The organism is Mycobacterium sp. RTGN4 (genome assembly GCF_033804635.1).
In the GTDB taxonomy this organism is placed as follows: domain Bacteria; phylum Actinomycetota; class Actinomycetes; order Mycobacteriales; family Mycobacteriaceae; genus Mycobacterium.
The window spans coordinates 129,582-151,265 of record NZ_JAPZLB010000004.1; the positions used below are offsets into that span (position 1 = coordinate 129,582).

20 protein-coding genes are annotated in these 21,684 nt (G+C 67.7%); 7 read left to right on the forward strand and 13 right to left on the reverse strand.

Going from position 1 to position 21,684, the window contains the following annotated elements; all coding sequences use genetic code 11:
- Window positions 1-2 precede the first annotated feature (2 nt).
- From SLQ30_RS10470 to SLQ30_RS10480, 3 genes are all read left to right on the forward strand, one after another.
- The gene (locus tag SLQ30_RS10470) at window positions 3-629 is read left to right on the forward strand and encodes a precorrin-8X methylmutase (protein ID WP_319446208.1); all 627 of its coding nucleotides are present in this window, start codon (window positions 3-5) and stop codon (window positions 627-629) included.
- Window positions 626-2,116, forward strand: coding sequence for a precorrin-2 C(20)-methyltransferase (locus tag SLQ30_RS10475; protein ID WP_319446209.1), 1,491 nt, complete (start codon window positions 626-628; stop codon window positions 2,114-2,116). Before SLQ30_RS10470 ends, SLQ30_RS10475 begins: the two co-directional genes overlap by 4 nt.
- A 71-nt stretch (window positions 2,117-2,187) precedes the next feature.
- On the forward strand, window positions 2,188-3,246 hold the full coding sequence (locus SLQ30_RS10480; protein ID WP_319446495.1) for an aminoglycoside phosphotransferase family protein: 1,059 nt from the start codon (window positions 2,188-2,190) through the stop codon (window positions 3,244-3,246).
- Here the strand turns inward: SLQ30_RS10480 and SLQ30_RS10485 are convergent.
- The 4 genes from SLQ30_RS10485 to SLQ30_RS10500 are packed head-to-tail and all read right to left on the reverse strand — an operon-like array spanning window position 3,233 to window position 6,634.
- Window positions 3,233-3,955, reverse strand: a complete 723-nt coding sequence (locus SLQ30_RS10485) for a cobalt-precorrin-6A reductase (RefSeq protein ID WP_319446210.1) — start codon at window positions 3,953-3,955, stop codon at window positions 3,233-3,235. The genes SLQ30_RS10480 and SLQ30_RS10485 overlap by 14 nt on opposite strands.
- Window positions 3,955-4,710: a precorrin-4 C(11)-methyltransferase gene (gene cobM / locus SLQ30_RS10490; protein ID WP_319446211.1), complete on the reverse strand. Its 756-nt coding sequence runs from the start codon at window positions 4,708-4,710 to the stop codon at window positions 3,955-3,957. The genes SLQ30_RS10485 and cobM overlap by 1 nt, the downstream gene beginning before the upstream one ends.
- Window positions 4,707-5,885 (reverse strand): precorrin-6y C5,15-methyltransferase (decarboxylating) subunit CbiE, encoded by a 1,179-nt coding sequence (gene cbiE, locus SLQ30_RS10495; protein ID WP_319446212.1) that lies wholly within the window; start codon window positions 5,883-5,885, stop codon window positions 4,707-4,709. The genes cobM and cbiE overlap by 4 nt, the downstream gene beginning before the upstream one ends.
- Window positions 5,882-6,634 (reverse strand): SDR family NAD(P)-dependent oxidoreductase, encoded by a 753-nt coding sequence (locus SLQ30_RS10500; protein ID WP_319446213.1) that lies wholly within the window; start codon window positions 6,632-6,634, stop codon window positions 5,882-5,884. Before SLQ30_RS10500 ends, cbiE begins: the two co-directional genes overlap by 4 nt.
- A 35-nt stretch (window positions 6,635-6,669) precedes the next feature.
- On the opposite strand from SLQ30_RS10500, the gene SLQ30_RS10505 reads away from it, so the two are divergent.
- On the forward strand, window positions 6,670-7,095 hold the full coding sequence (locus SLQ30_RS10505) for a F420-dependent biliverdin reductase (protein WP_319446214.1): 426 nt from the start codon (window positions 6,670-6,672) through the stop codon (window positions 7,093-7,095).
- On the opposite strand, the gene SLQ30_RS10510 is transcribed toward SLQ30_RS10505, so the two are convergent.
- Window positions 7,092-8,228 (reverse strand): Xaa-Pro peptidase family protein, encoded by a 1,137-nt coding sequence (locus SLQ30_RS10510; protein ID WP_319446215.1) that lies wholly within the window; start codon window positions 8,226-8,228, stop codon window positions 7,092-7,094. The two genes, SLQ30_RS10505 and SLQ30_RS10510, sit on opposite strands and share 4 nt — an antisense overlap.
- A 43-nt stretch (window positions 8,229-8,271) precedes the next feature.
- On the opposite strand from SLQ30_RS10510, the gene SLQ30_RS10515 reads away from it, so the two are divergent.
- The gene (locus tag SLQ30_RS10515) at window positions 8,272-9,237 is read left to right on the forward strand and encodes a 5'-3' exonuclease (RefSeq protein WP_319446216.1); all 966 of its coding nucleotides are present in this window, start codon (window positions 8,272-8,274) and stop codon (window positions 9,235-9,237) included.
- A 2-nt stretch (window positions 9,238-9,239) separates the two neighbouring features.
- On the opposite strand, the gene SLQ30_RS10520 is transcribed toward SLQ30_RS10515, so the two are convergent.
- The 7 genes from SLQ30_RS10520 to pafA form a co-directional block, all read right to left on the reverse strand.
- Entirely contained in the window at window positions 9,240-10,010 is a 771-nt protein-coding gene (locus SLQ30_RS10520; RefSeq protein ID WP_319446217.1) for a DUF4333 domain-containing protein, read from the reverse strand.
- Between the two features lie 39 nt (window positions 10,011-10,049).
- Window positions 10,050-12,809, reverse strand: a complete 2,760-nt coding sequence (locus SLQ30_RS10525) for an RNA helicase (RefSeq protein ID WP_319446218.1) — start codon at window positions 12,807-12,809, stop codon at window positions 10,050-10,052.
- Complete coding sequence (gene tatC / locus SLQ30_RS10530) at window positions 12,793-13,743, reverse strand: twin-arginine translocase subunit TatC (protein ID WP_319446219.1); 951 nt, start codon at window positions 13,741-13,743, stop codon at window positions 12,793-12,795. Before tatC ends, SLQ30_RS10525 begins: the two co-directional genes overlap by 17 nt.
- Window positions 13,744-13,817: 74 nt before the next feature.
- Window positions 13,818-14,075, reverse strand: a complete 258-nt coding sequence (gene tatA, locus SLQ30_RS10535; RefSeq protein WP_319446220.1) for a Sec-independent protein translocase subunit TatA — start codon at window positions 14,073-14,075, stop codon at window positions 13,818-13,820.
- 31 nt (window positions 14,076-14,106) lie between these two features.
- Window positions 14,107-15,060, reverse strand: coding sequence for a YafY family protein (locus tag SLQ30_RS10540; protein ID WP_319446221.1), 954 nt, complete (start codon window positions 15,058-15,060; stop codon window positions 14,107-14,109).
- Window positions 15,057-16,064 (reverse strand): YafY family protein, encoded by a 1,008-nt coding sequence (locus tag SLQ30_RS10545; protein WP_319446222.1) that lies wholly within the window; start codon window positions 16,062-16,064, stop codon window positions 15,057-15,059. Before SLQ30_RS10545 ends, SLQ30_RS10540 begins: the two co-directional genes overlap by 4 nt.
- A gap of 33 nt (window positions 16,065-16,097) precedes the next feature.
- Window positions 16,098-17,456 (reverse strand): Pup--protein ligase, encoded by a 1,359-nt coding sequence (gene pafA, locus SLQ30_RS10550; protein WP_319446223.1) that lies wholly within the window; start codon window positions 17,454-17,456, stop codon window positions 16,098-16,100.
- Between the two features lie 358 nt (window positions 17,457-17,814).
- Here pafA and SLQ30_RS10555 point away from each other — a divergent pair, with 358 nt between their 5' ends.
- Both SLQ30_RS10555 and SLQ30_RS10560 read left to right on the forward strand, forming a co-directional pair.
- Window positions 17,815-19,302: an HNH endonuclease signature motif containing protein gene (locus tag SLQ30_RS10555; protein ID WP_319446224.1), complete on the forward strand. Its 1,488-nt coding sequence runs from the start codon at window positions 17,815-17,817 to the stop codon at window positions 19,300-19,302.
- 439 nt (window positions 19,303-19,741) lie between these two features.
- A complete protein-coding gene (locus SLQ30_RS10560) occupies window positions 19,742-19,996 on the forward strand; it encodes a hypothetical protein (RefSeq protein WP_319446225.1) in 255 nt (84 codons plus the stop codon).
- Window positions 19,997-20,009: 13 nt separating this feature from the next.
- Here the strand turns inward: SLQ30_RS10560 and SLQ30_RS10565 are convergent, their stop codons facing one another.
- Window positions 20,010-21,653 (reverse strand): DHA2 family efflux MFS transporter permease subunit, encoded by a 1,644-nt coding sequence (locus SLQ30_RS10565; protein ID WP_319446226.1) that lies wholly within the window; start codon window positions 21,651-21,653, stop codon window positions 20,010-20,012.
- Between the last annotated feature and the right edge of the window lie 31 nt (window positions 21,654-21,684).

The following is a 21,684-nucleotide window of genomic DNA, read 5'->3' on the forward strand; positions in this document are numbered from 1 at the left end:
GGGTGCTCGACTACACCCGCGACGCCGCCGAGATCTACCGGCAGTCGTTCGCGACGATCCGCGCGGAGGCCGACCTCACCGGGTTGCCCGCCGACGTGTCCCGCGTGGTGGTGCGACTAATCCACACGTGCGGACAAGTCGACGTGACCGAGCACGTCGCCTACACCGACGCCGTCGTCACCGCGACGCGGGCGGCACTCGATTCTGGCGCGCCCGTGTTGTGCGACTCGTCGATGGTGGCCGCAGGCATCACGCGCTCCCGCCTGCCTGCCGACAACGAGGTGGTATCGCTGGTGGCCGACGCGCGGGCGCCGGAGCTGGCCGTCCGCACCGGAACCACGCGGTCCGCCGCAGCTGTCGAGTTGTGGGCAGACCGACTCGGTGGCGCGGTGGTGGCGATCGGCAATGCCCCGACAGCACTGTTCCGACTGCTGGAACTCATCGACGAAGGAGTCCCGGCACCGGCCTCGATCCTCGGCGGACCGGTCGGATTCGTCGGCTCCGCTCAGTCCAAACAGGAGTTGATCGCCCGGCCTCGCGGCATCGAGTACCTGGTCGTGACCGGCAGGCGCGGAGGCAGTGCGATGGCGGCCGCCGCCGTCAACGCCATCGCGAGCGACCGCGAATGAAGGCAAGAGGAACGCTGTTCGGCGTCGGGCTCGGACCGGGTGACCCCGAACTGCTGACGGTCAGGGCTGCGCGCGTGATCGGCGAGGCCGACGTCGTCGCCTATCACAGTGCCAGGCACGGTCGCAGCATCGCGCGCACCATCGCGGCCTCGTACCTGCGGCCCGGACAGCTGGAAGAACACCTGGTCTACCCGGTGACCACGGAGGTCACCGAGCATCCTGGCGGCTACACCGGTGCGATGGAGGCCTTCTACGCCGAGGCCGCCGCCCGAATCGCCACCCACCTTGAGGCCGGTCGCGACGTCGCGCTGCTGGCAGAGGGTGATCCGCTGTTCTACAGCTCCTACATGCACATGCACACCCGGCTCACGCAGAAGTTCGACGCCGTCATCGTGCCTGGCGTGACGTCGGTGAGCGCCGCGTCGGCTGCCACGGGCACTCCGCTGGTGCAGGGCGACGAAGTGCTGACGATCCTCCCCGGCACGCTTTCTACGGCCGAGTTGACCCGCAGACTGGCCGACACCGACGCTGCCGTCATCATGAAGCTGGGGAGATCGTATCCAGCTGTCCGAGAAGCTCTTTCGGCAACCGGACGGCTGAGTGCGGCGTTCTACGTGGAACGCGCCAGCACCCCGGAGCAACGCGTGCTACCCGCAGGGGACGTCGACCCCACCGCGGTGCCCTACTTCGCCGTGGCCATGGTGCCTGGCATGGCCGGCCGTGTTGGAACTACACCCCCCACCCCGGTCGGAGGCGTTGCCGTCGTCGGGCTCGGACCGGGCGACGTCGATTGGATGACTCCCCAGGCTCGCCGCGAGTTGACGGGCGCCACCGACCTCATCGGCTATGGCCCGTATCTGGACCGCGTGCCAGCAAACGACGGGCAGACGCGCCACCCCAGCGACAACACCGACGAGCCGGCCAGGGCACGGTTGGCATGCACGCTGGCCACCCAGGGTCGGGCCGTCGCCGTGATCTCCTCGGGCGATCCGGGTGTCTTCGCGATGGCGACGGCCGTGCTCGAGGAAGCCGTGGACTGGCCCGGCGTCGCGGTGCGCGTCATCCCGGCGATGACCGCCGCGCAGGCCGTCGCCAGCAGGGTCGGGGCACCCCTCGGACACGACTACGCGGTGATCTCCCTTTCGGACCGACTCAAGCCCTGGGACGTGATCGCGACGAGGCTCGCGGCGGCCGCCGCTGCGGATCTCGTGCTGGCGATCTACAACCCGGCCTCCAAGACGCGCACGTGGCAGGTCGGCGCGATGCGCGAGCTGCTGTTGGAGCATCGCGCTCCTGACACACCTGTGGTCATCGGCCGCGACGTGTCCGGGCCGCAAGAGACCGTCAAGGTGGTCCGCCTCGCCGACCTCGACCCCGCCGAGGTCGACATGCGCTGCCTGCTCATCGTGGGGTCTTCGCAGACGCAGTGGCACCGCGCCGACACCAGTGATCGCGTCTTCACGCCGCGGCACTACCCCGCTGGCTGACGGCTGTCGAGGTTCGTTGACAGCTGTCAGAGCGCCGATTAGTGTCGCGCGACATGACTTCGGGTTCTGAGATGGCCATATCGATCCCGCGAAGCCCCACCGACATCACGCCTCAGTGGTTGGGCAGCGCCCTCGGTGCCGACGTCGTCAGTGTCGACGCCGAGCCCATCGGAACCGGGCAGACCGGAGCCACCTACCGGCTGACGGTCGGCTACGAATCAGACACCCTGCTGCCAAGCAGCTTTGCCGTGAAGCTGCCCTCGCAGGACGAGACGGTTCGTGAGCGGGTCGCGCTCGGCTACCGCTCCGAGCATGCGTTCTACACACACATCGCCGACGCCGTTCGGGTACCGATTCCGAAGAACTTCTACTGCGACATCTCCGAAGACGGCGGTGACATCGTGCTGCTGCTCGCCGACATGGCGCCCGCCGTGCAGGGCGATCAGATCAATGGCTGCAACGCCGTCGAGGCCGAACTCGCCGCACGCGCCATCGCGGGCCTGCACGGCCCCACGTGGTGCGACCCGAAATGGGCCAACTTCCCCGGGCTGGCGATGTCGATGGTTGACGCCGCCGGGGCCAAGGGCCTCGGTGACGTCGCCGTCATGGCCACCCAGCTCACGCTGGACCGGCTTGGCGACCAGATGACCGCGGAGAATCGCCAAACGGCCACCGAGTCAATGGCACTCACCACGCCGTGGCTGCTGGCCGAGCCGGGCCGGTTCGCGCTCATGCACGGCGACTATCGACTCGACAACCTGCTGTTCACGCCCGACCGTTCCGCCATCACCGTGGTGGACTGGCAGACGCTCGGTGCGGGCCTGCCTGCACGCGACCTGGCCTACTTCACCGCGACGAGCCTGCTGCCGGACCAGCGGGCCGAGCTCGACGAAGCGTTGGTCACCGCCTACCACGACGAGTTGCTGAGCTACGGCGTCACCGACTACGACCGCGAGACCTGTTGGCGGGACTACCGGCTGGGGATGCTGCAGGCTCCGCTGATCACGACATTGGGCTGCGCATTCGCCAGCACCACCGAACGCGGCGACGAGATGATGCGCATCATGCTCGAGCGTGGCTGCCAGGCCATCCGCGACCTGGGCAGCCTGGACCTGATCACCGCGAACTGACCCAGTCGACCGCGTCGTCGACGGTCGGCACCGTGAACACGCCGCCCGGAAGCGCCGGCCGGTTCACCATGACGACCGGTACGCCAAGCGCGTCGGCCGCCTCGAGTTTCGCCCGGGTCATGTTGCCGCCACTGTTCTTCGTCACCAACGCATCGACGCGATGTTCTGTCATCAGACGCAGTTCGTCGTCGTATCGGTACGGCCCGCGGGACAGCACCAACGCGTGCCGGGCGGGCAACGCGTCGGGGTCCGGAGCGGTCACCGCCCTGATCAGAAACCAGGCCTCGGCGCCGACGAAGGCTGCGGTGCCGGACCGACCGGTCGTCAGGAACACACGCGAATAGCATTTTGCCGCAACGACTTCAGCCGCCTCGGTATCCGAACCCACCGTGATCGCATGCCCGGTCGGCCACGGCGGGCGGGCTAGCACGACGCCGGGCAGGCCGAGCTGCCGACAGGCCAGCGCTGCGTTGGCGGTAATGGTCGCGGCGAACGGATGGGTGGCGTCGACGACGGCGTCGATGCGCTGGTCGCGCAACCACTGCACCAAGCCCTCGGTGCCTCCGAACCCTCCGATGCGGACCGCCCCGACGGGCAGCGCAGGGTCCGGCACTCGCCCTGCCAACGAACTGATCACGTCGACGTCGGGGTGAAGCCGGGCGGCCAGTTCGCGCGCCTCTGCGGTGCCGCCGAGCAGGAGCAGGCGCACTAGTGTCGACTTCCGCGTCGGCGTCCGGCCGAATACAGGTAGCTGTCGGTGAAACCCTCGGCCGCCAGCACGTCGCCGACGACGATCACGGCCGTTCGGCTGATCTCGGCCTTGTGCATCTGCGCCGCCAGTTCGCCCAGCGTGCACTTGAGTACCTGCTCCTGGGGCCAGCTGGCGAATGCCACTACTGCACAGGGAGTTTCGGACCGGTATCCCCCGGCCAGTAGTTCTGGCACCAGCGCATCTACCTGAGCCGCGGCGAGGTGCAGCACCATCGTGCCGCCGGACGCCGACAACGTCCGCAGGTCTTCCCCCTGCGGCATGGCCGTGGACAGCGTGGCCACGCGGGTGAGCGTCACCGTCTGCGCCACCCCCGGCACGGTCAACTCCCGACCGAGCACCGCCGCGGCGGCCGCGAAAGCTGGTACCCCTGGCACGATCTCGTAGTCCACGCCGAGCGTGTCCAGCCTGCGGCACTGCTCGGCCAGGGCGCTGTAGATCGACGGGTCACCGGAATGCAGGCGTGCCACGTCCAGCCCGGCCTGGTGTGCGTCGACGAGCTCGGTGATGATCTGTTCGAGGTTCAGCGGGCCGGTGTCGATCACCTTGGCGTCAGCCGGACACAGCGCCAGCAGGTCGTCGGGCATGATCGAACCGGCGTAAAGGCATACCGGGCAACGGCTCAACAAGCGCTGCCCGCGCACGGTGATGAGGTCGGCGGCCCCAGGACCCGCGCCGATGAAGTAGACCGTCACGACTTGACCACCGACCACTGCGTCACTGGCATCGCCGGGCGCCACCCGGTGAACGAGCCGACGGCCTCGCCGCGATAGTGCTGGAACCTGCGCAATTCTCCTCCGACCCGGGAATACCATTGCGTGAGCACGGCTTCCGACTCCACGGTAACGGCGTTGGCAACCAGTCGGCCACCGCCGACGAGTTTGTCCCAGCACGCGTCCAGCAACCCGTGCTGAGTAACACCGCCCCCGACGAACACCACGTCCGGTGGCGGCTCGTCCTCGAACGACTCGGGCGCGTCGAAGGTGACGAGGACGTGCACCCCAAAGGCCTTGGCGTTGGCCTCGATCCGCTTGCGCCGCTCCGCGTCACGCTCGAATGCGATGGCCCGACAACCCATTCCGCTGCGACACCATTCGATCGCGATGCTGCCGGATCCGGACCCGACGTCCCAGAGCAACTCGCCAGGCCGCGGCGCCAAAGCGGCCAGGGTCACCGCCCGGATCGACTGCTTGGTCAACTGCCCGTCGTGCGCGAGATCGTCGTCACGGAGCACCGTCAGATTTCGCTCGTCAGGCAGGTAGCGCACGGCCATCACGTTGAGCGGATCCACGTCTGTGGGCGGCCTGGAAGCCCACTCTTGCGCGGTGGCCGACCGACGCAGTTCCTTGGGGCCGCCGAGTTGTTCGAGCACCGTGAGCTCAGAATCGCCGCGTCCGGTGTCAGTCAACAACCGGGCCAGCGCGGCGGGCGTCGCGGCGTCGCGGGACAGCACCACCGCCTGCCCGCCGCGGCGCACCGCCGTGTGTGGTGCGGCGTTGACGAGGCTGATGATCTCGGTGTCCTGCACCGTCCAACCCACCCGCGAACAGGCCAGCGTCACCGATGACACGTGCGGCAGCACGGCCACCCGATCCGGCCCGTACAGCCGGATCAGCGCGCTGCCGACTCCATGGAGAAGCGGGTCACCACTGGCCACCACGTGCACGTCGCCGACGGCGCCCTCGAGCAGCGTGCGCAGTGCGGGCAACATGGGCGACGGCCACGCTCTCCTGACCGCGGAGACGCTCTCGTCGAGCAGGTCGAGCTGCCGCTGCGAGCCGTAAACGACTGTTGCCCTGCTTAATTCGGCGCGCGACGTGGGCGCCAGTCCGGCCATCCCTTCGGCGCCGATGCCCACCACCACGATCACCGCGGCAGCCTTCGCCAGACCGCGCGCGGCAACAGCCGGAGCCCGAACACCAGCACCGCAAGCAACGGCGGAACCCATACTCCGCGTCGACGTTTGCGCAACGCCCGCGCGGCGGCATCGGCCACCTGTTGGGGCGTGCTCGACAGCGGCGCGGGCGTCATGCCCTCGGTCATGCGCCCGATCACGAAACCAGGACGCACCAGCAGCAGGTGCACGCCGGACCCGTGCAGGGCGTCGGTCAACCCGCGGGCGAACCCGTCGAGACCGGCCTTGGCGGAGCCGTACACGTAATTGGCCCGCCGGACCCGCGCTCCCGCCACCGACGAGAACACGACGAGGTCGCCATAACCTTCGGTACGCATCCGGGCGGCCAACACGGTCAACAGGCTCACTTGGGCGGTGAAGTCGGTGTGCACGATCGCGGCGGCATGTGTGGCGTCCACCTCGGCGCGGGCCTGGTCGCCGAGGATCCCGAAGGCCAGCACCGCGGTACTGATGCACCCGTGCTCGGCGACGATCGCTTCGACCACGGGGCCGTGCGACGTCAGGTCGTCGGCATCGAACTCCACCACGTGCACGGACTCGGCGCCTGCCGCCGTGACGGTGGCCACTTGCTGGGCCAGTTGGTCGGCGCGGCGCGCCGCCAGCACCACGGTGGCACCGCGGGCGAGCCGCGTCGCCAACTCGAGGCCGATCTCGCTTCGCCCGCCGAATATCACGACCAACCGACTGTCCGCCGTGTCTTCCATGGCTGTGATTATGTCCTGCGCTAGTTTGGGAACCGATGGCGAAGGCAACTACGCGGCTGACCAACGACGCGCTGGCGTTCCTGACCGAACGTCACCTCGCCATGTTGACGACGCTTCGGGCGGATAATTCACCGCATGTCGTCGCGGTCGGATTCACCTTCGATCCCCTGACGCACCTCGCCAGGGTCATCACCACGGGCGGTTCGCAAAAGGCCGTGAACGCCGCGGAGCGTGGCTTGGCGGTGCTCAGCCAGGTGGACGGTGCCCGCTGGCTGTCGCTGGAGGGCACGTCATCCGTCAGCGACGACCCCGAAGCGGTCAGAGACGCGGAGCTTCGCTACGCCCAGCGCTATCGCACCCCGCGCGTCAACCCGCGCAGAGTGGTGATCGAAGTGCGCGTGGAACGCGTGCTCGGCAGCTCCGAGCTACTCGACCACTCCGCCAAGGGCACCCGCTCCTAGCCAGGCACCACGATCAGGTCGTGCGGCCGGCCATTGACGGGCATCGCCCCGTCCGCCGTGACGATCACGATGTCCTCGATCCGCGCCCCCCACCGGCCGGAAAAATAGATGCCCGGTTCGACGCTGAACGCCATCCCCTCCTCCAAGGGAAGATCGTTGCCCGCCACGATGTAGGGCTCCTCGTGCACCGACAGCCCGATGCCGTGCCCGGTGCGGTGGACGAACACCTCCGCGAGCCCCTGCTCGGCGAGCACGTCGCGCGCCGCAGCATCGACCTGTTCCGCGGTGACGCCTGGCCGAACGGCGTCGACGGCCGCCTGTTGTGCCCGCTGCAACACCGAATACTGCTGTGCCACTTCTGGTTCGGGTTCGCCGATGCTGTACGTGCGCGTCGAGTCCGAGTTGTAGCCGGGTTCGTAGGGTCCGCCGATGTCGACGACGACCACGTCACCCCGTCGAAGCTCACGATCGGAGCACTCGTGATGCGGATCGGCGCCGTTGGGGCCGGATCCGACGATGATGAACGCCACCTCCGAGTGCCCCTCGGCGACGATGGCAGCCGCGATGTCGGCGGCCACGTCGGCCTCGGTGCGGCCAGGCACCAGGAACTCGGGTACCCGAGCGTGCACCCGGTCGATGGCCGCACCAGCCTTTTGCAGCGCGTCGATCTCCGCGGCGTCCTTGATCATTCGCAGCCTGCGGAGCACGTCGGTGGCGAGCACGGGCACCACGCCGAGCACGTCGGCCAGCGGCAAGAGATGCAGTGCGGTCATGGAATCGGTGACCGCCACGGCCGCCGGCGGCCCGCCGAGCGCATCGGCGACCAACCGGTACGGATCGTCGCCGTCGACCCAGTCCCGTACGGCCAGGCCGAGTTCGGTGACCGCGGACTCCCGCAGTGAGGCCAGTTCCATCCGCGGCACCACCACGGTCGGGTCGCCTGAAACGGGTACCACCAACGCGGTCAATCGTTCGAAAGTCTGCGCCCGCGAGCCGACAAGGTAGCGCAGGTCGTAACCAGGCGTGATGACCAGTCCTGCCAGCCCAGCCCGTTCGGTGGCGGCCCGTGCGGCCTCCAGTCGCTTGCCATACACACCCGTGTCGAACCGGCCCTTCGAGCTCCCAACGTCCATCGCAATAGGCTATCGGGCGTAGTCCGGACGAGACGGAGGACGAATGCCGAACGACAACCCGCCCGTGTTGCTGCTCGACGGGGCCAGCATGTGGTTTCGCTCGTACTTCGGCGTCCCGTCGTCCATCACGGCCCCGGACGGTCGGCCCGTCAACGCTTTACGTGGCTTCCTGGACACCGTCGCCACGCTGATCAGTCGGGAGCGGCCAGCCCGCCTGGTCGTGTGCCTCGACCTCGACTGGCGGCCACAGTGGCGCGTCGACCTGATTCCGTCGTACAAGGCGCACCGCGTCGAACAGGAGCGTCCTGCCGGTGAGCCGGACGTCGAAGAAGTGCCCGACGAACTGAGTCCGCAGGTCGACATGATCATGTCGATGTTGGACGCCTTCGGAATTGCCACGGGCGGGGCGCCCGGGTTCGAGGCCGACGACGTCCTCGGCACGCTGGCCACCCAAGAACGTCGCGATCCGGTCGTGGTGGTCAGCGGGGACCGCGATCTGCTGCAACTCGTCGGCGACGAACACGTGCCCGTGCGGGTGTTCTACATCGGGCGGGGGCTGTCCAAGGCGACGATGTACGGCCCCGCCGAGGTCGCCGAGCAGTACGGCGTCCCCATCGACCGCGCAGGGCCTGCGTATGCCGAGTTGGCTCTGCTGCGCGGCGACCCGTCCGACGGGTTGCCTGGCGTGCCCGGCATCGGCGAGAAGACGGCAGCCACACTCTTGGCGCAGTACGGCTCACTGGAGCGCATCGTGGCGGCGGCACAGGACCCGTCGTCGAAGATGCCGGTCGCACAACGCAAGAAGCTGCTGGCGGCAGCAGATTACATCCCCGCCGCGGAGCGCGTGGTCCGGGTGGCCGGTGACGCACCGGTCACTCTGTCAACCGATTCGGACACCCTTCCGCTGACCGCCAACCATCCACGGAAGGTCGCCGAGCTTGCAGGCGAGTGGGGCGTCACCTCATCGATCGCGCGCCTGCAGAAGGCGCTCGACGAGCTACCTGCCTAGGGTTACTTCGGCCGACCGACTTCGTAGGTGCCGTTGCTGTCCTGGAACGTCACCGTCACCTGGCGCTTGGTGCCGTCGATGCTGACATCGCAGGTGAAGTTGGCGCCCTTCTCCACCTTGGGGTTGTTACCGTCGTTGCACTTGACGTCCGAAACATTCTTGGCGCCATAGCCATTGGCGTCATCGCTGAGGATCTGAGCGACTCCGGTCTGAGCGGCGTTGACGTCCAACTCCGTCGTCACGAGGAAGCCCGGCTTCCAGAAACCCGTCACGCCCAAAGCGATCACCAATAGGGCAACAATTGCTCCGATGGCGATCAGCAACGTCTTCTTGCTGCTGTTGGCCGAACCGGCGCCGTTGCCCGGGTACGGGGAGAACTGCTGCCCGTACGCGTTGGGGTCAGCGGGTTGGCCGTACTGCGGGGGTTGGCCGTACTGGCCCGGTTGACCGTATTGCGTCGGTTGCTGCCCGTAATCCGGCTGCCCGTACTGCGTGGGCTGGTTGCTCGGCGCGTACGCACCGGGGCCGTATGCGGTGGGCTGCTGGCCGTACTGGTCGGCGGCCGGATACCCGGGGGCGGGCGCCGCGTAGCCGGGCTGACCCGGCTGCTGGTACCCGGGATACTGCTGCTGCGGGTAGGCGGGGCCCTGGCCCCACGCAGGCGCCTCGGTGGGCTGATCGGGAGCGGGCGACTGCTGCCACGCGGCCGGATCACTCGGCGGCTGCGACCCAGGCCACGGCTGCGTCGGATCAGGTCCTTGCGGTCCGCTCATCGTCTCTCCTTGGTGTGTATCTGAAGCGCTGGCAACAGACTACCCTGCATCAACTGCCACTACGCCGCGCCGAATGGCGGCGATGGCGCGTTTCGCGGTCGCCCTCGACTCGGGCGTCGGAGCGGCGATTCGGACCTGATCTAGCAAGTCCAACACCTGCCTGCACCACCGTACGAAATCCCCGGCGGACAGGGGTGAGCCGGACCCCGCCGTGTCGGATGCGGCCAGCGCCGCCGACAGGTCACCGATCGTGGTCCAGCTGTGGATGGCGGCCACGAAACCCGGGTCGGGTTCGCGGCTGGCCGACACGCGATGGCGCTGCTCGTCGGCTTGGATGTCCATCCACAACCGCCGGGTGCGCACCAGAGCCCGACGCACCGGCTGGGTCGCCACCTCGAGGCCGGCAGGCGCACCGGGCGTGTCGCCCCTTGATTCGAACACCACCGACGAGACCACTGCGGCCAATCCGGCGGAGTCCAGGTCGGCCCAGGCGCCGTCCCTGAGGCACTCGGCCACCAGCAGATCGCTTTCGCTGTAGATGCGCGCCAGCAGCGTGCCGTGTTCGGTGACCTTCGGTTGCCCGCCGACGTCCTCAATGAAGCCGCGTCCCATCAGTAGCTTCACGATGCGGTCGAACGTGCGCGCAAGCGAGTTGGTCGCCGCCGCGATCTTCTGCTCGAGCTCGGCGTTGTCGCGCTCGATGCGGAGGTAGCGTTCGGCTGCCCTGACCTGAGCCTCCCGTTCGGGGCTCTGGTGCGTGGGGTGGGTACGCATCCGTTCCCGCAGCCGCAACAATTCGGGGTCGACGTCGGGCTCCGTCACTCCCCCGCGCTTGCGCTTGGTCGACGGCAGTTCAAGGCTGGCCGCCGCCGACAGCAACGCCGATGCGACGTCGCGGCGGACCCGTGGCTGACGGTGCTCGACACGCTTGGGCAGCGTCATCGACCCGAGTCGCGCCGACGCCCCCGAGTAGTCGGCAGACGAAATCCGGCCTGCCCAGCGATGTTCCGTGAGCACGAGCGGTCGCGGGTTGGCTCCGTCGTCGTCCGGTTCGAGCACCACGGCCAATCCCATCCGGCGACCGTGTCCGATCGTGATGATGTCACCGCGACGAAGGGCCGACAGCGCGTCGTTGACGGACCTCCGTCGATCGAGCCGCGACGCGCGGGCCTGGGACCGTTCGCGCGTCGAGATCTCGGCGCGAAGTCGCGCGTACTCCAGAACCGGTGCGTCATCGCCGCCGAGCTCAGCGGCGATGTCGCTCAGCATCCGTCGTCCACGTTCCACGCCGCGAACGAGACCGACGACGGAACGGTCGGCCTGGAACTGCGCGAACGACCGCTCCAACAGTTGGTGCGCCTGCTCGGGCCCCATCTGTCGGACGAGATTGATGGTCATGTTGTACGACGGCGCGAACGAACTCTTGAGCGGAAACGTGCGGGTGGACGCAAGTCCCGCGACGTCTGCCGGTTCGACGTCGGGCTGCCACAGCACGACGGCGTGCCCCTCGACGTCGATGCCACGGCGGCCCGCACGGCCGGTGAGCTGCGTGTACTCGCCGGGGGTCAGCGGGGCGTGCTGTTCTCCGTTGAACTTGACCAGCCGCTCCAACACCACCGTGCGGGCAGGCATGTTGATCCCCAACGCCAGTGTCTCCGTGGCGAATACCGCCTTCACCAGGCCTGCGGTGAAGAGCTCTTCGACCGTATGCCGGAACACGGGAAGTAGGCCGGCGTGGTGAGCGGCCAACCCGCGCAGCAGCCCATCGCGCCATTCGTGGTAGCCCAGCACCACGAGGTCGCCGTCGTCGAGGTCTGCACAGCGGCGATCGATCACCTCGGCGATGCGCTGCCTGTCCGCATCCGTGGTGAGCCGCAGCGGCGAGCGCAGACACTGTTTGACGGCGGCATCGCAACCCGCCCGTGAGAAGACGAATGTGATTGCAGGAAGCAGCCCTTCGCGATCCAGCGCCCCAATCACGTCGGGCCGCGACGGTGGCCGGTGCAGCGATGGTCGCCCGCGGTGACCTGTTCGCCCGCGTCCGCGGGGCTGCCAGTCGGCCATCCGGTCGGCTTCCCGCCGATGCGCGATGTGGCGGACCAGCTCGTGGTCAACCAGCGCCGATCCGGTCGCCGCCAGGTCGCCCTCGAAGAGGTCGAACAGCCGCTTGCCGACCATCATGTGCTGCCACAGCGGTACGGGCCGGTGCTCGTCGACGACGACCGTGGTGTCACCGCGCACGGTCTGGATCCAGCCGCCGAACTCCTCGGCGTTGCTCACGGTGGCCGAGAGGCTGACGAGCCGTACCTCCTCCGGTAGGTGCAGGATCACCTCCTCCCACACCGCGCCGCGCATCCGGTCGGCGAGGAAGTGCACCTCGTCCATGACGACGTGGGAAAGCCCATGCAGTGCATCAGAATTCGCGTACAGCATGTTGCGAAGGACTTCGGTGGTCATGACGACGACGGGCGCGTTGCTGTTGATGGCCTGGTCACCGGTGAGCAGTCCGATGCGCTCGGCGCCGTACCGCTGGACCAGATCGTTGTGCTTCTGGTTGCTCAGCGCCTTGATGGGTGTGGTGTAGAAGCACTTTCGACCTGCGGCCAGGGCCAGGTGCACGGCGAACTCACCCACCACCGTCTTGCCGGCACCGGTCGGGGCGCACACGAGTACGCCGTGCCCCTGCTCGAGGGCGCGGCAGGCGCGCAATTGAAAGTCGTCGAGGGTGAAGGGCAGCTGGGCGATGAAGCCCCGCAACTCAGGTGGTAGTTCGGCTGCCAGCTCAGGTGGCTTGGTCATCGATGCCCAGCCGCGATGGAGTGGGCACGGCACTCGGCGGTTCGACTGGCTCGATGTCGCCGAGTGGCGCTGCCACGTCGTCAGGCACGTCCTCTAGTGCGGCACGCCGCGCCTTACGCCTGTCGCTGATGCGCGAGATCTGAATGGCGAACTCGAGCAACAGCGTAAGTGCGCACGCCAATGCCAGCATCGAGAACGGATCGGATCCCGGCGTCGCGAAGGCGGCGAACACGAACATGCCGAACATCAGCCCGCGCCGCCAGGCCTTGAGCCGCGCGTAGGGCAGCATCCCGACCATGTTCAGCATGATGATCAGGAGCGGGAACTCGAAGCTGATGCCGAACACCACCAGCAGGTTGATGAGGAATCCGAAGTACTGATCGCCGGACAGCGCGGTGATCTGAACGTCGCTGCCGACGCTCAACAGGAACTTCAACGCCTTGGACAGCACCACGTAGGCCAGCACCGCGCCGGTGATGAAGAGCAGCGCACCGAAGGCTACGAACACCGACGCGAAGCGGCGTTCTTTCTTGTAGAGCCCTGGTGTGATGAATGCCCACACTTGGTACAGCCACACCGGGCATGCCAGCACCAGCCCCGCCGTGAGCGCGACCTTGAGCCGCAACATGAATTGGTCGAACGGTCCGGTGGCAAGCAGTCGACACTGACCTTCCGGCGCGATCTGCGCGCGCGCGGACGCAGGCAGGTCGCAGTACGGCTCCCGCAACCAGTCCCCCAGGCTGCGCAATCCGAACGCGCCGTGGCTGTACCAGAAGAAGCCGATGGCCGTTGTCACGACGATGGCGAGCGCGGCGATGAGCAGCCGGCTGCGCAACTCGTGGAGGTGGTCGACCAACGACATCGTGCCGTCGGGATTGGCCCGCGAGCGTCGACGACGAGGGTCGAGCTTGGTGAGGATTCGTGGGGATTGCACGCGCGTCTACGCAGACCAAAACCTACAGACGGCGAGGCCGCGACGTGACGTCGCGGTCGCCGTCCGATCGAGGCTCAGGCCGGGCGGGTATCCGTGGTCTGCTCGGAAGCAGGCGCGGGCGCGGCCGGCTCGATGCGTTCCGACGCGACCGGAGTGGCAGGCAGCGCCGCGTCCTCCGGCTTGCCGTCGGACTGCATCTCCTTGATCTCCGACTTGAAGATGCGCATCGACTTACCAAGCGAGCGCGCCGCGTCTGGGAGCTTCTTCGCACCGAAGAGCAAGATGAACGCAGCGATGACAATCAACCAGTGCCAAGGTTGTAGACCACCCAATTTGGGTCACCTCCAGAAGTCGTGCCCGAGTCTACTCGCCACTGACCTCGTAGGCGGCCAGCGCCTTCGCAGCGGATTCGCGGACCCGATCGGCGAGCCCCTGCGGTTCCAGCACTTGAACAGCCGAACCGAAGCCGAGCACGAACCTCGCCATCCAATCATCGGACGCGTACGTCATCGCCGCTTCGCACGCGCCGTCCGGCAACTCACGCACCACACGCAGCGGGTAGTAGTCGAACATCCAGGCCGCCGACCGGTCGACGAGCAGGCTCGCCGCAGGTAACGCGGGGTCGGCATCGAACAGCGAGGTGTCGGGGCGGGCCTGCACGGCGGGCTCAGGAGGCCGCGACGGCTCGTCGAGCACCTTCGCGTCGAAGATGCGATCGAACCGGAACAACCTGACGTCCTCCGCCGACCGGCACCACGCCTCGAGATAGGTGCGATCGGCGACGAGCACGACCCGAATCGGGTCGACGATCCGGCTGGAGAGCGTGTCGTGCGACGCCGAGTAGTACTCGATCGCCAGCGCCTTGCCCGCTCTGACGGCAGCCCGCACCGCGGTGGCTTGACTCTGGACCGGACTGGGATCCTCGGCGACGACCGAACCGCTCACTTCTCCTGCCGCCGATTCGATCTTCGCGATCGCGCTTCGTGCGGCCTCCGGATCGACCATGCCGGGCACGTCCAGCAGTGCCCGAAGCGCCACCAGGATGCCCGTCGCTTCCGGAGACGTCAGCCGGAGCGGATGGTCCATTCCCGCCGCGAACGTGACTTCGACCGTGTCGCCCTCGAAGTCGAAGTCGATGAGATCGCCTGGGCCGTAACCGGGTAGCCCACACAGCCAGAGCTGATTCAGGTCCGTGTGAAGCTGCTTCTCGGTGACGCCGAGCGCGGCCGCTGCCTCGGCGCGGGTGATCCTGGGGTTGGCCTGGAAGTAGGGCACCATGTTCAGCAGCCGCACCAGGCGGGTCGAGACGTTGCTCATGCGAGATCCGCCCCGCTGCTCGCGACGCCCGCATGCTCCCGCAACCGGTCGATCACGTCGTCGCGCAGTGACTGCGGTTCGAGCGCAACGGCATCGGCGCCGAGGCTCGCGACCTCACGGGCCAGCCGCGCGGCCATCCCGACATCCATGGTCAACTCGTCGCCTGCACGTCCGTTCATGGCGCTCGGCGTCGTCCCGGTGGCCTGGCGCCGCAATGAGGTCGCGCGGCCCTCGGCTACCCACACCCGCGCTTGCGGGCCGGCCGGCCACTCGGCCACCGCCCGGTGCACGATGTCGCGCAGGTTCACGTCGGTCGGCCGGATCACCGCGTCGCGCGGTCCGACGGCCTTGGCCTCCGGACCCATGCGGGACAACCTGAAGGTGCGCGTCGCGTCGCGGTCACGGTCGTGGCCCACGAGATACCAGCGCCCGCGGTAGGTGACGACGCCCCACGGCTCGACGGTGCGGTGCGTGTACGGCTCGCTGCGGGAGGACCGGTGCGGGAACGTCACCGCCTGCCCGGCATCGATGGCGGCCAGCAGAACGCCCAACACCTCCTCGGACCCGCGCAGGCCGGGCAGCGAGGCGGTGGTGATCGTCGCGCCGTACTCCGGTGCGTCGACGTCGACACCTGCGGCACGCAGTTTGAGCAGCGCGCTCTGGGTCGCGGTGACGAGCTCGGGCGACTCCCACAGTTGGGTGGCCACGGCGACCGCGGCGGCCTCCTCCGCCGTCAACTCAACGGGAGGAAGCGCGTAGGCCTCCCTGTTGATGCGGTAGCCCTCGGTGGTGCCGAAGGACGAGGCCTTGCCGGTCTCCAGCGGGATGCCGAGGTCGCGCAGTTCGTTCTTGTCGCGTTCGAACATGCGCGAGAACGCCTCGTCGCTCGGACTGTCGGCGTACCCGGACACCGTTGCCCTGATCCGCTCGGCGGTCAGATAGCCACGGGTGGACAGAAGGGCGATGACGAGGTTCATCAACCGTTCGACTTTGGAGATCCCCACCCGCTCAGCCTATTGGACCGAGCGGCATCTCGATCACATGCTTGCGATGAGTCGCTTGACGCGTTCGTCGACGGATCGGAACGGGTCCTTGCACAGCACGGTGCGCTGCGCCTGGTCGTTGAGCTTGAGGTGGACCCAGTCGACGGTGAAGTCGCGGCCGGCGGCTTGCGCCGCGCTGATGAACTCTCCGCGCAACTTGGCCCTGGTGGTCTGGGGCGGCTCGTTGACGGCGGCCTCAATCTCCTCGTCGGTGGTGATGCGGGCCGCCAAACCCTTGCGCTGCAACAGGTCGAACACCCCGCGGCCGCGCTTGATGTCGTGATAGGCCAAGTCGAGCTGCGCGATCTTGGGATCGGACAGTTCCATGCTGTAGCGATCCTGGTAGCGCTGGAAGAGCTTGCGCTTGATGACCCAGTCGATCTCGGTGTCGACCTTGGCGAAATCCTGACTTTCGACGGCGTCGAGCTGACGCCCCCACAGATCGACGACCTGCTCGATCTGCGCGTTGGGTTCGCGCGTCTGGAGATGTTCGACCGCGCGGCTGTAGTACTCGCGCTGGATGTCCAGGGCGCTGGCCTGCCTGCCGCCTGCGAGCCGCACCGGCCGGCGACCGGTGAGATCGTGGCTGACCTCGCGAATCGCGCGAATCGGATTGTCCAGTGAGAAGTCGCGGAAGGGGACGCCGGCCTCGATCATCTCGAGCACCAGCGCCGCGGTGCCCACCTTGAGCATGGTCGAGGACTCGCACATGTTGGAGTCGCCCACGATGACGTGCAGCCTGCGGTACTTCTCTGCGTCGGCGTGTGGCTCGTCGCGCGTGTTGATGATCGGCCTGCTGCGCGTGGTGGCGCTCGACACGCCCTCCCAGATGTGTTCGGCGCGCTGGCTCAGGCAGAACGTGGCCGCCTTGGGCGTCTGCAGCACCTTGCCCGCGCCGCAGATCAGCTGACGCGTCACCAGGAAGGGCAGCAGGACGTCGGAGATCCGGGAGAACTCGCCCGCCCGCACGATGAGGTAGTTCTCATGGCAGCCGTACGAGTTGCCCGCGGAGTCGGTGTTGTTCTTGAACAGGTAGATGTCGCCGCCGATGCCCTCGTCGGCCAGCCGCTGCTCGGCATCGATCAACAGGTCCTCGAGCACCCGTTCGCCTGCGCGGTCATGAGTGACCAACTGAATCAGGCTGTCGCACTCGGCGGTTGCGTACTCGGGGTGCGAGCCCACGTCGAGATACAGCCGCGCACCGTTGCGGAGGAAGACGTTCGAACTACGGCCCCAAGACACGACCCGCCGGAAGAGATAGCGGGCCACCTCGTCCGGGCTGAGCCTGCGGTGGCCGTGAAAAGTGCACGTCACACCGAATTCGGTCTCGATACCCATGATTCGCCGCTGCACGTGTTCGAGACTACTGGTTGGCGCTTGACTGCGTATTGACACGCGCGAGGGCGTCCGTAACGGTTTGACATGACCACCGAGTTGGAAAGCGCTTCGGTGGGCATTCATCAACCTCACTCATGTGTTGACCGCCTCGTATGTCTTCGCCCCGACGCGGATTCCTGGGCTCGTCTTCGTCGGGTTGGCGCGGTCGTAGCGGCAGCGTTCGGTCGATACGCCGCGTAGTGGCCATGTCCAAATAGCATGCGCCACCGACAATTTCGCTAGTTTGACCACGGTTGTGCACAGTCTGCGTTTCATCCACAGATCGGAGTTTGGGGCTGGCGGCGAGTCGGCGGATCCTTGGATAATCGAATGCATGTTCGAGAAGTCGGTGAGCGACGGGGCACTGATCGATGAGATCAGTGCCTCGGCTCGGGCCGAGGCGACCGCCGCGGCCCGGCGCTTCGCCGCGGTCGCGGAGTTGACCGACCGACGCTGCACTTCCGAAGTCGCCCTGGAGCGCCAGTACTGGGCCTGCGACGCGTGGGATGGCTGCGCCGCCGAGATCGGCGCCGCCCTGATGATCAGCCCGCGGGCCGCCTCCACCGTGATGCACCAGGGGCTGGCGCTACGGGACCGGCTCCCAAGGATCGGAGCCCTGTTGGCCGCCGGGGAGATCACCGCGGCGCTGGCCACGCTGCTGTGCTGGCGCACCCACCTCATCGAGGACCCAGCCGTGCTCGACAGGGTGGACGCGGAGTTGGCCGCCGCCATCACCGGCTGGGGTCGGTTGTCGGCGGCCAAACTGGAAACCACCGTCGACGCGTTGATCGACCGCCACGATCCGGCCGCGGTGCTGGCCTACCGGGCCGCGGCCCGGGGCCGCGACATCGGAGTGGGCACCCAAGACGACACCACCGGCACGGTGTCGCTGTGGGGTCGGCTGCAGAGCACCGACGGCGAACTGCTCAAACGCCGACTGGAGGCGATGGCCACCGCGGTGTGCCGCACCGATCCGCGCACCCTGGGCGAACGGCGCTCCGATGCCCTCGGGGTGGTGATGGCCGGCGGGACGATGCTGCCGTGCCGCTGCGAAGATCCCGACTGCCCCCACAGCGGCACCGACGCCCGCGCCGAGGCCGTCGTCATCCACGTACTCACCGACCACCACCCCGACCCCAATCCCAATCCAAACGGACCCACCGCACCGGACGGGCCGAGCGGGCCCACTCCGGACCCCACCCCTGCCGCCACCCCGTCGTGTGCGGGTACCGCGGTCATCGCCGGCGGCGGGATCGTCCCGGCCCCACTACTAGCCGAACTGGCCCGCATGGGTGCGGTGGTGCGCCCCATCGCCGACCCCGCCGCCCTGGGTGTCGAACCCGGCTACCGACCCTCGGCCAAGCTGGCCCGCTTCGTGCGGGCCCGCGACTTGACGTGTTGCCAACCCGGCTGCCACCGCCCCGCCGAATACTGCGATCTGGACCACGCGATCCCCTATGGGCGCGGGCCCACCCACCCAGCCAACCTGCGCTGCCTATGCCGAAAACATCACTTGCTCAAGACCTTCTGGACCGGAGCCTCCGGCTGGCAGGACCAACAGTCGCCCGACGGCACCATCGTCTGGACCGCACCCACCGGACACCAGTACCGCAGCCCACCGGGCAGCCGCCTGCTGTTCCCGCACTGGGACACCACCACCCCCGGCCCGCCCGCCAACCCGGCGAACGGGGCACCACCGACCGAACGCGCCCTCAAGATGCCGCTGCGCAAACGCACCCGAAGCGCCGAACACGCCGCCCGCATCCGACGCGAACGCCAACGCAACCAAGCGACCATCGACAACAACGCACCACCGTTCTGACAGACACTCGTCTTCGGCAACGTCAATTACCTGTGCGAATGCGTCTCCGCGATCGCTGTTTTAGGCCCCTACCGGCAACAAGTCTGCGACGATGGCCGGTGGTGCACCGATATCGGCAAACTTCGAGGAGCGATCGATGAATTCGGAATTGGGTTCACGCGTCCGGGGCACGATGACGAAAATGGCCACCGCCATTGCACTCGTCGGGCTAACTCAGGCGGGTATGGCCGGTCCGGCGAACGCAACACCAAGCGTTGCAGGCCCCCTCGTTGCGCCCCTTTCGCTCGGCCAATTTAGCTCCGATGCACCGACGGGTCCGGACGACCCGCTGTGCATACAGATGCCAACGGACCCCGTCTGTGAGGGCGGTCCGTATTGGCAGGGCCCGCCTCCGCCTTCATCTCCCCCACCTCCCACCGGACCGCTGGATCCTTCGTGCATGAGCAATCCCGCCGATGCGGCGTGTGTGGGAAGTCCGTACGTTCCACAGCCACCACCGCCACCGGTCGAGGCACCGCCGCCACCGATCGAAGCACCGCCGCCAATCGTGGCACCACCACCAATCGTGGCACCACCACCAATCGTGGCACCACCACCGATTGAGGCGCCCCCACCACCGGTCGAGATGCCGATCTCGCCTCCTCCGATGGTGATGCCGTCGGCGGGCATGGGCGGTATGCCGGGTTCCATCTAGCTCGGGCGACTGATCAGTCCCTGCGGTGGCGACCGACCGCTTGCTGCTCGACACCTTCGGGCAGCGCCTCTGTTTCGGGCCGTGATGCCGTAATAAGCAGTGTTGCAACGAGTCCGGCGAGTAGGAACGCCGCGGCAAGGTAGCTGCCCAGGGATATGCCGTGCGCCATCGCCGCCCGCGCAGCGTCGGCCACCGCAGCGGTCTGCGGTTGCGCGGCCAGCCCGTCGATCGCCGCGCCCGCACTGCCGACCACGGCGCGAGTCAGCTGGTCGGCCTGGCCGGCGGGTACCCCCGACGCCGCCAATTCGCCACTGAGGCGGGATCCAAGCACGCTGAAGAACGTCGTCGTCAAGACTGCGATGCCGAGCGCGGACCCCAGCTGACGGAACACGCTTTGCACACCGGAGCCTTGACCGGCGCTCGGCTCCGGCACGTCGACCAGCACCACGTTGGTGACTTGAGCCGTCGCGAATCCCACTCCGATGCCATAGAAGAACAGCGCCAAGGCAATCTCCCACCACGGGCTGTCCGGCCGCGCGACGAAGCCCAGCACCGCCAATCCCACGACCTCCAGCGCCAGCCCGAGCCGGACAAGCCCTAGCGGCGACATCTTCGCGGCGAGGCCGAAACTCGCACCGCTGGCGACGAAGCTGCCGACGGCTACGGGCACCAGCGCGAGCCCTGCCTCGACGGGGCTGTAGCCCAGTGCGAACTGCAGCCACAGTGGCAGCACGGCCACGATGCCGAATTCGCCGAGCCCGATGATCAGGGTGGCGATGTTGCCGTTCCGGAACGAGCCGATCGAGAACAGCCTGACGTCCATCAAGGCCGTGGTCGGCTGTCCTGGTTCGCCCGAGCGGCTCAAGGTGACCTGACGCGCGGTGAACGCGACCAGGGCGATCGTCGCCAGGATCAATGCGATCAGCACGGGAGACGGATTGCTGCTCCACGTGAGGCCGAAGAGCTTGAAGGGTTCGATGGTCCGGATCCAGCCGTACGTGCGGCCTTCGATGAGGCCGAACGCGAGCAGCCCCAGTCCGACGATCGACAACACCGCGCCGACGACGTCCACCCGACCCGTGGTGCGCGGGGAGCGCTTGATGAACGCCAGTGCAGCGATGCAGATGACCACGACCAGGGGGATGTTGATGCCGAAAGCCCAACGCCACGAAGCATGTTCGGACAGCCAGCCGCCGAGCAGCGGACCAAGCGCGGTGGCCGCCCCGATGGTCGAACCCCACACCGCGAAGGCCTGACCGCGCGCCTTCCCCGTAAACGACGCATTCAATAAGGCGAGGGACGTCGGCAGGATCAAGGCCGCCCCTGCGCCTTGGAGGAATCGCGCGAGCACCAACATTTCGCCGGTGGGTGCCAGCCCGGCCAACAGGCTCGTCGCGCCGAAGAGGATCACCCCGGCGAGGAAGACGCGCCGGGCACCCAGGATGTCGGCCACCCGCCCGACGAGGAGCAACAACGCGGCGAAGACGATCGCGTAGGACTCCTGGATCCACTGCGCTTGAACGGAAGTGACGCCCAGATCGCGGACGATCGACGGGACGATGACGTTGACGATGGTGGTGTCGACCACGATCAGCGCCACGCCGAGGGCGATCGCGACCAACCCGAGCCACCGCTTGGCGGTATCCGAGACGCGCATTGGAGTAGTTGCCTTTACAGTGAAGTATTTT

Excerpts from the sequence above, each read along its gene's own strand:
- SLQ30_RS10475 (WP_319446209.1), top strand. The coding sequence starts at position 626 with ATGAAGGCAAGAGGAACGCTGTTCGGCGTCGGGCTCGGACCGGGTGAC.
- SLQ30_RS10480 (WP_319446495.1), top strand. The coding sequence starts at position 2,188 with ATGGCCATATCGATCCCGCGAAGCCCCACCGACATCACGCCTCAGTGG.
- SLQ30_RS10500 (WP_319446213.1), bottom strand. The coding sequence starts at position 6,634 with ATGGAAGACACGGCGGACAGTCGGTTGGTCGTGATATTCGGCGGGCGA.
- SLQ30_RS10505 (WP_319446214.1), top strand. The coding sequence starts at position 6,670 with ATGGCGAAGGCAACTACGCGGCTGACCAACGACGCGCTGGCGTTCCTG.
- SLQ30_RS10510 (WP_319446215.1), bottom strand. The coding sequence starts at position 8,228 with ATGGACGTTGGGAGCTCGAAGGGCCGGTTCGACACGGGTGTGTATGGC.
- SLQ30_RS10515 (WP_319446216.1), top strand. The coding sequence starts at position 8,272 with ATGCCGAACGACAACCCGCCCGTGTTGCTGCTCGACGGGGCCAGCATG.
- SLQ30_RS10520 (WP_319446217.1), bottom strand. The coding sequence starts at position 10,010 with ATGAGCGGACCGCAAGGACCTGATCCGACGCAGCCGTGGCCTGGGTCG.
- SLQ30_RS10525 (WP_319446218.1), bottom strand. The coding sequence starts at position 12,809 with ATGACCAAGCCACCTGAGCTGGCAGCCGAACTACCACCTGAGTTGCGG.
- SLQ30_RS10540 (WP_319446221.1), bottom strand. The coding sequence starts at position 15,060 with ATGAGCAACGTCTCGACCCGCCTGGTGCGGCTGCTGAACATGGTGCCC.
- SLQ30_RS10555 (WP_319446224.1), top strand. The coding sequence starts at position 17,815 with ATGTTCGAGAAGTCGGTGAGCGACGGGGCACTGATCGATGAGATCAGT.
- SLQ30_RS10560 (WP_319446225.1), top strand. The coding sequence starts at position 19,742 with ATGAGCAATCCCGCCGATGCGGCGTGTGTGGGAAGTCCGTACGTTCCA.
- SLQ30_RS10565 (WP_319446226.1), bottom strand. The coding sequence starts at position 21,653 with ATGCGCGTCTCGGATACCGCCAAGCGGTGGCTCGGGTTGGTCGCGATC.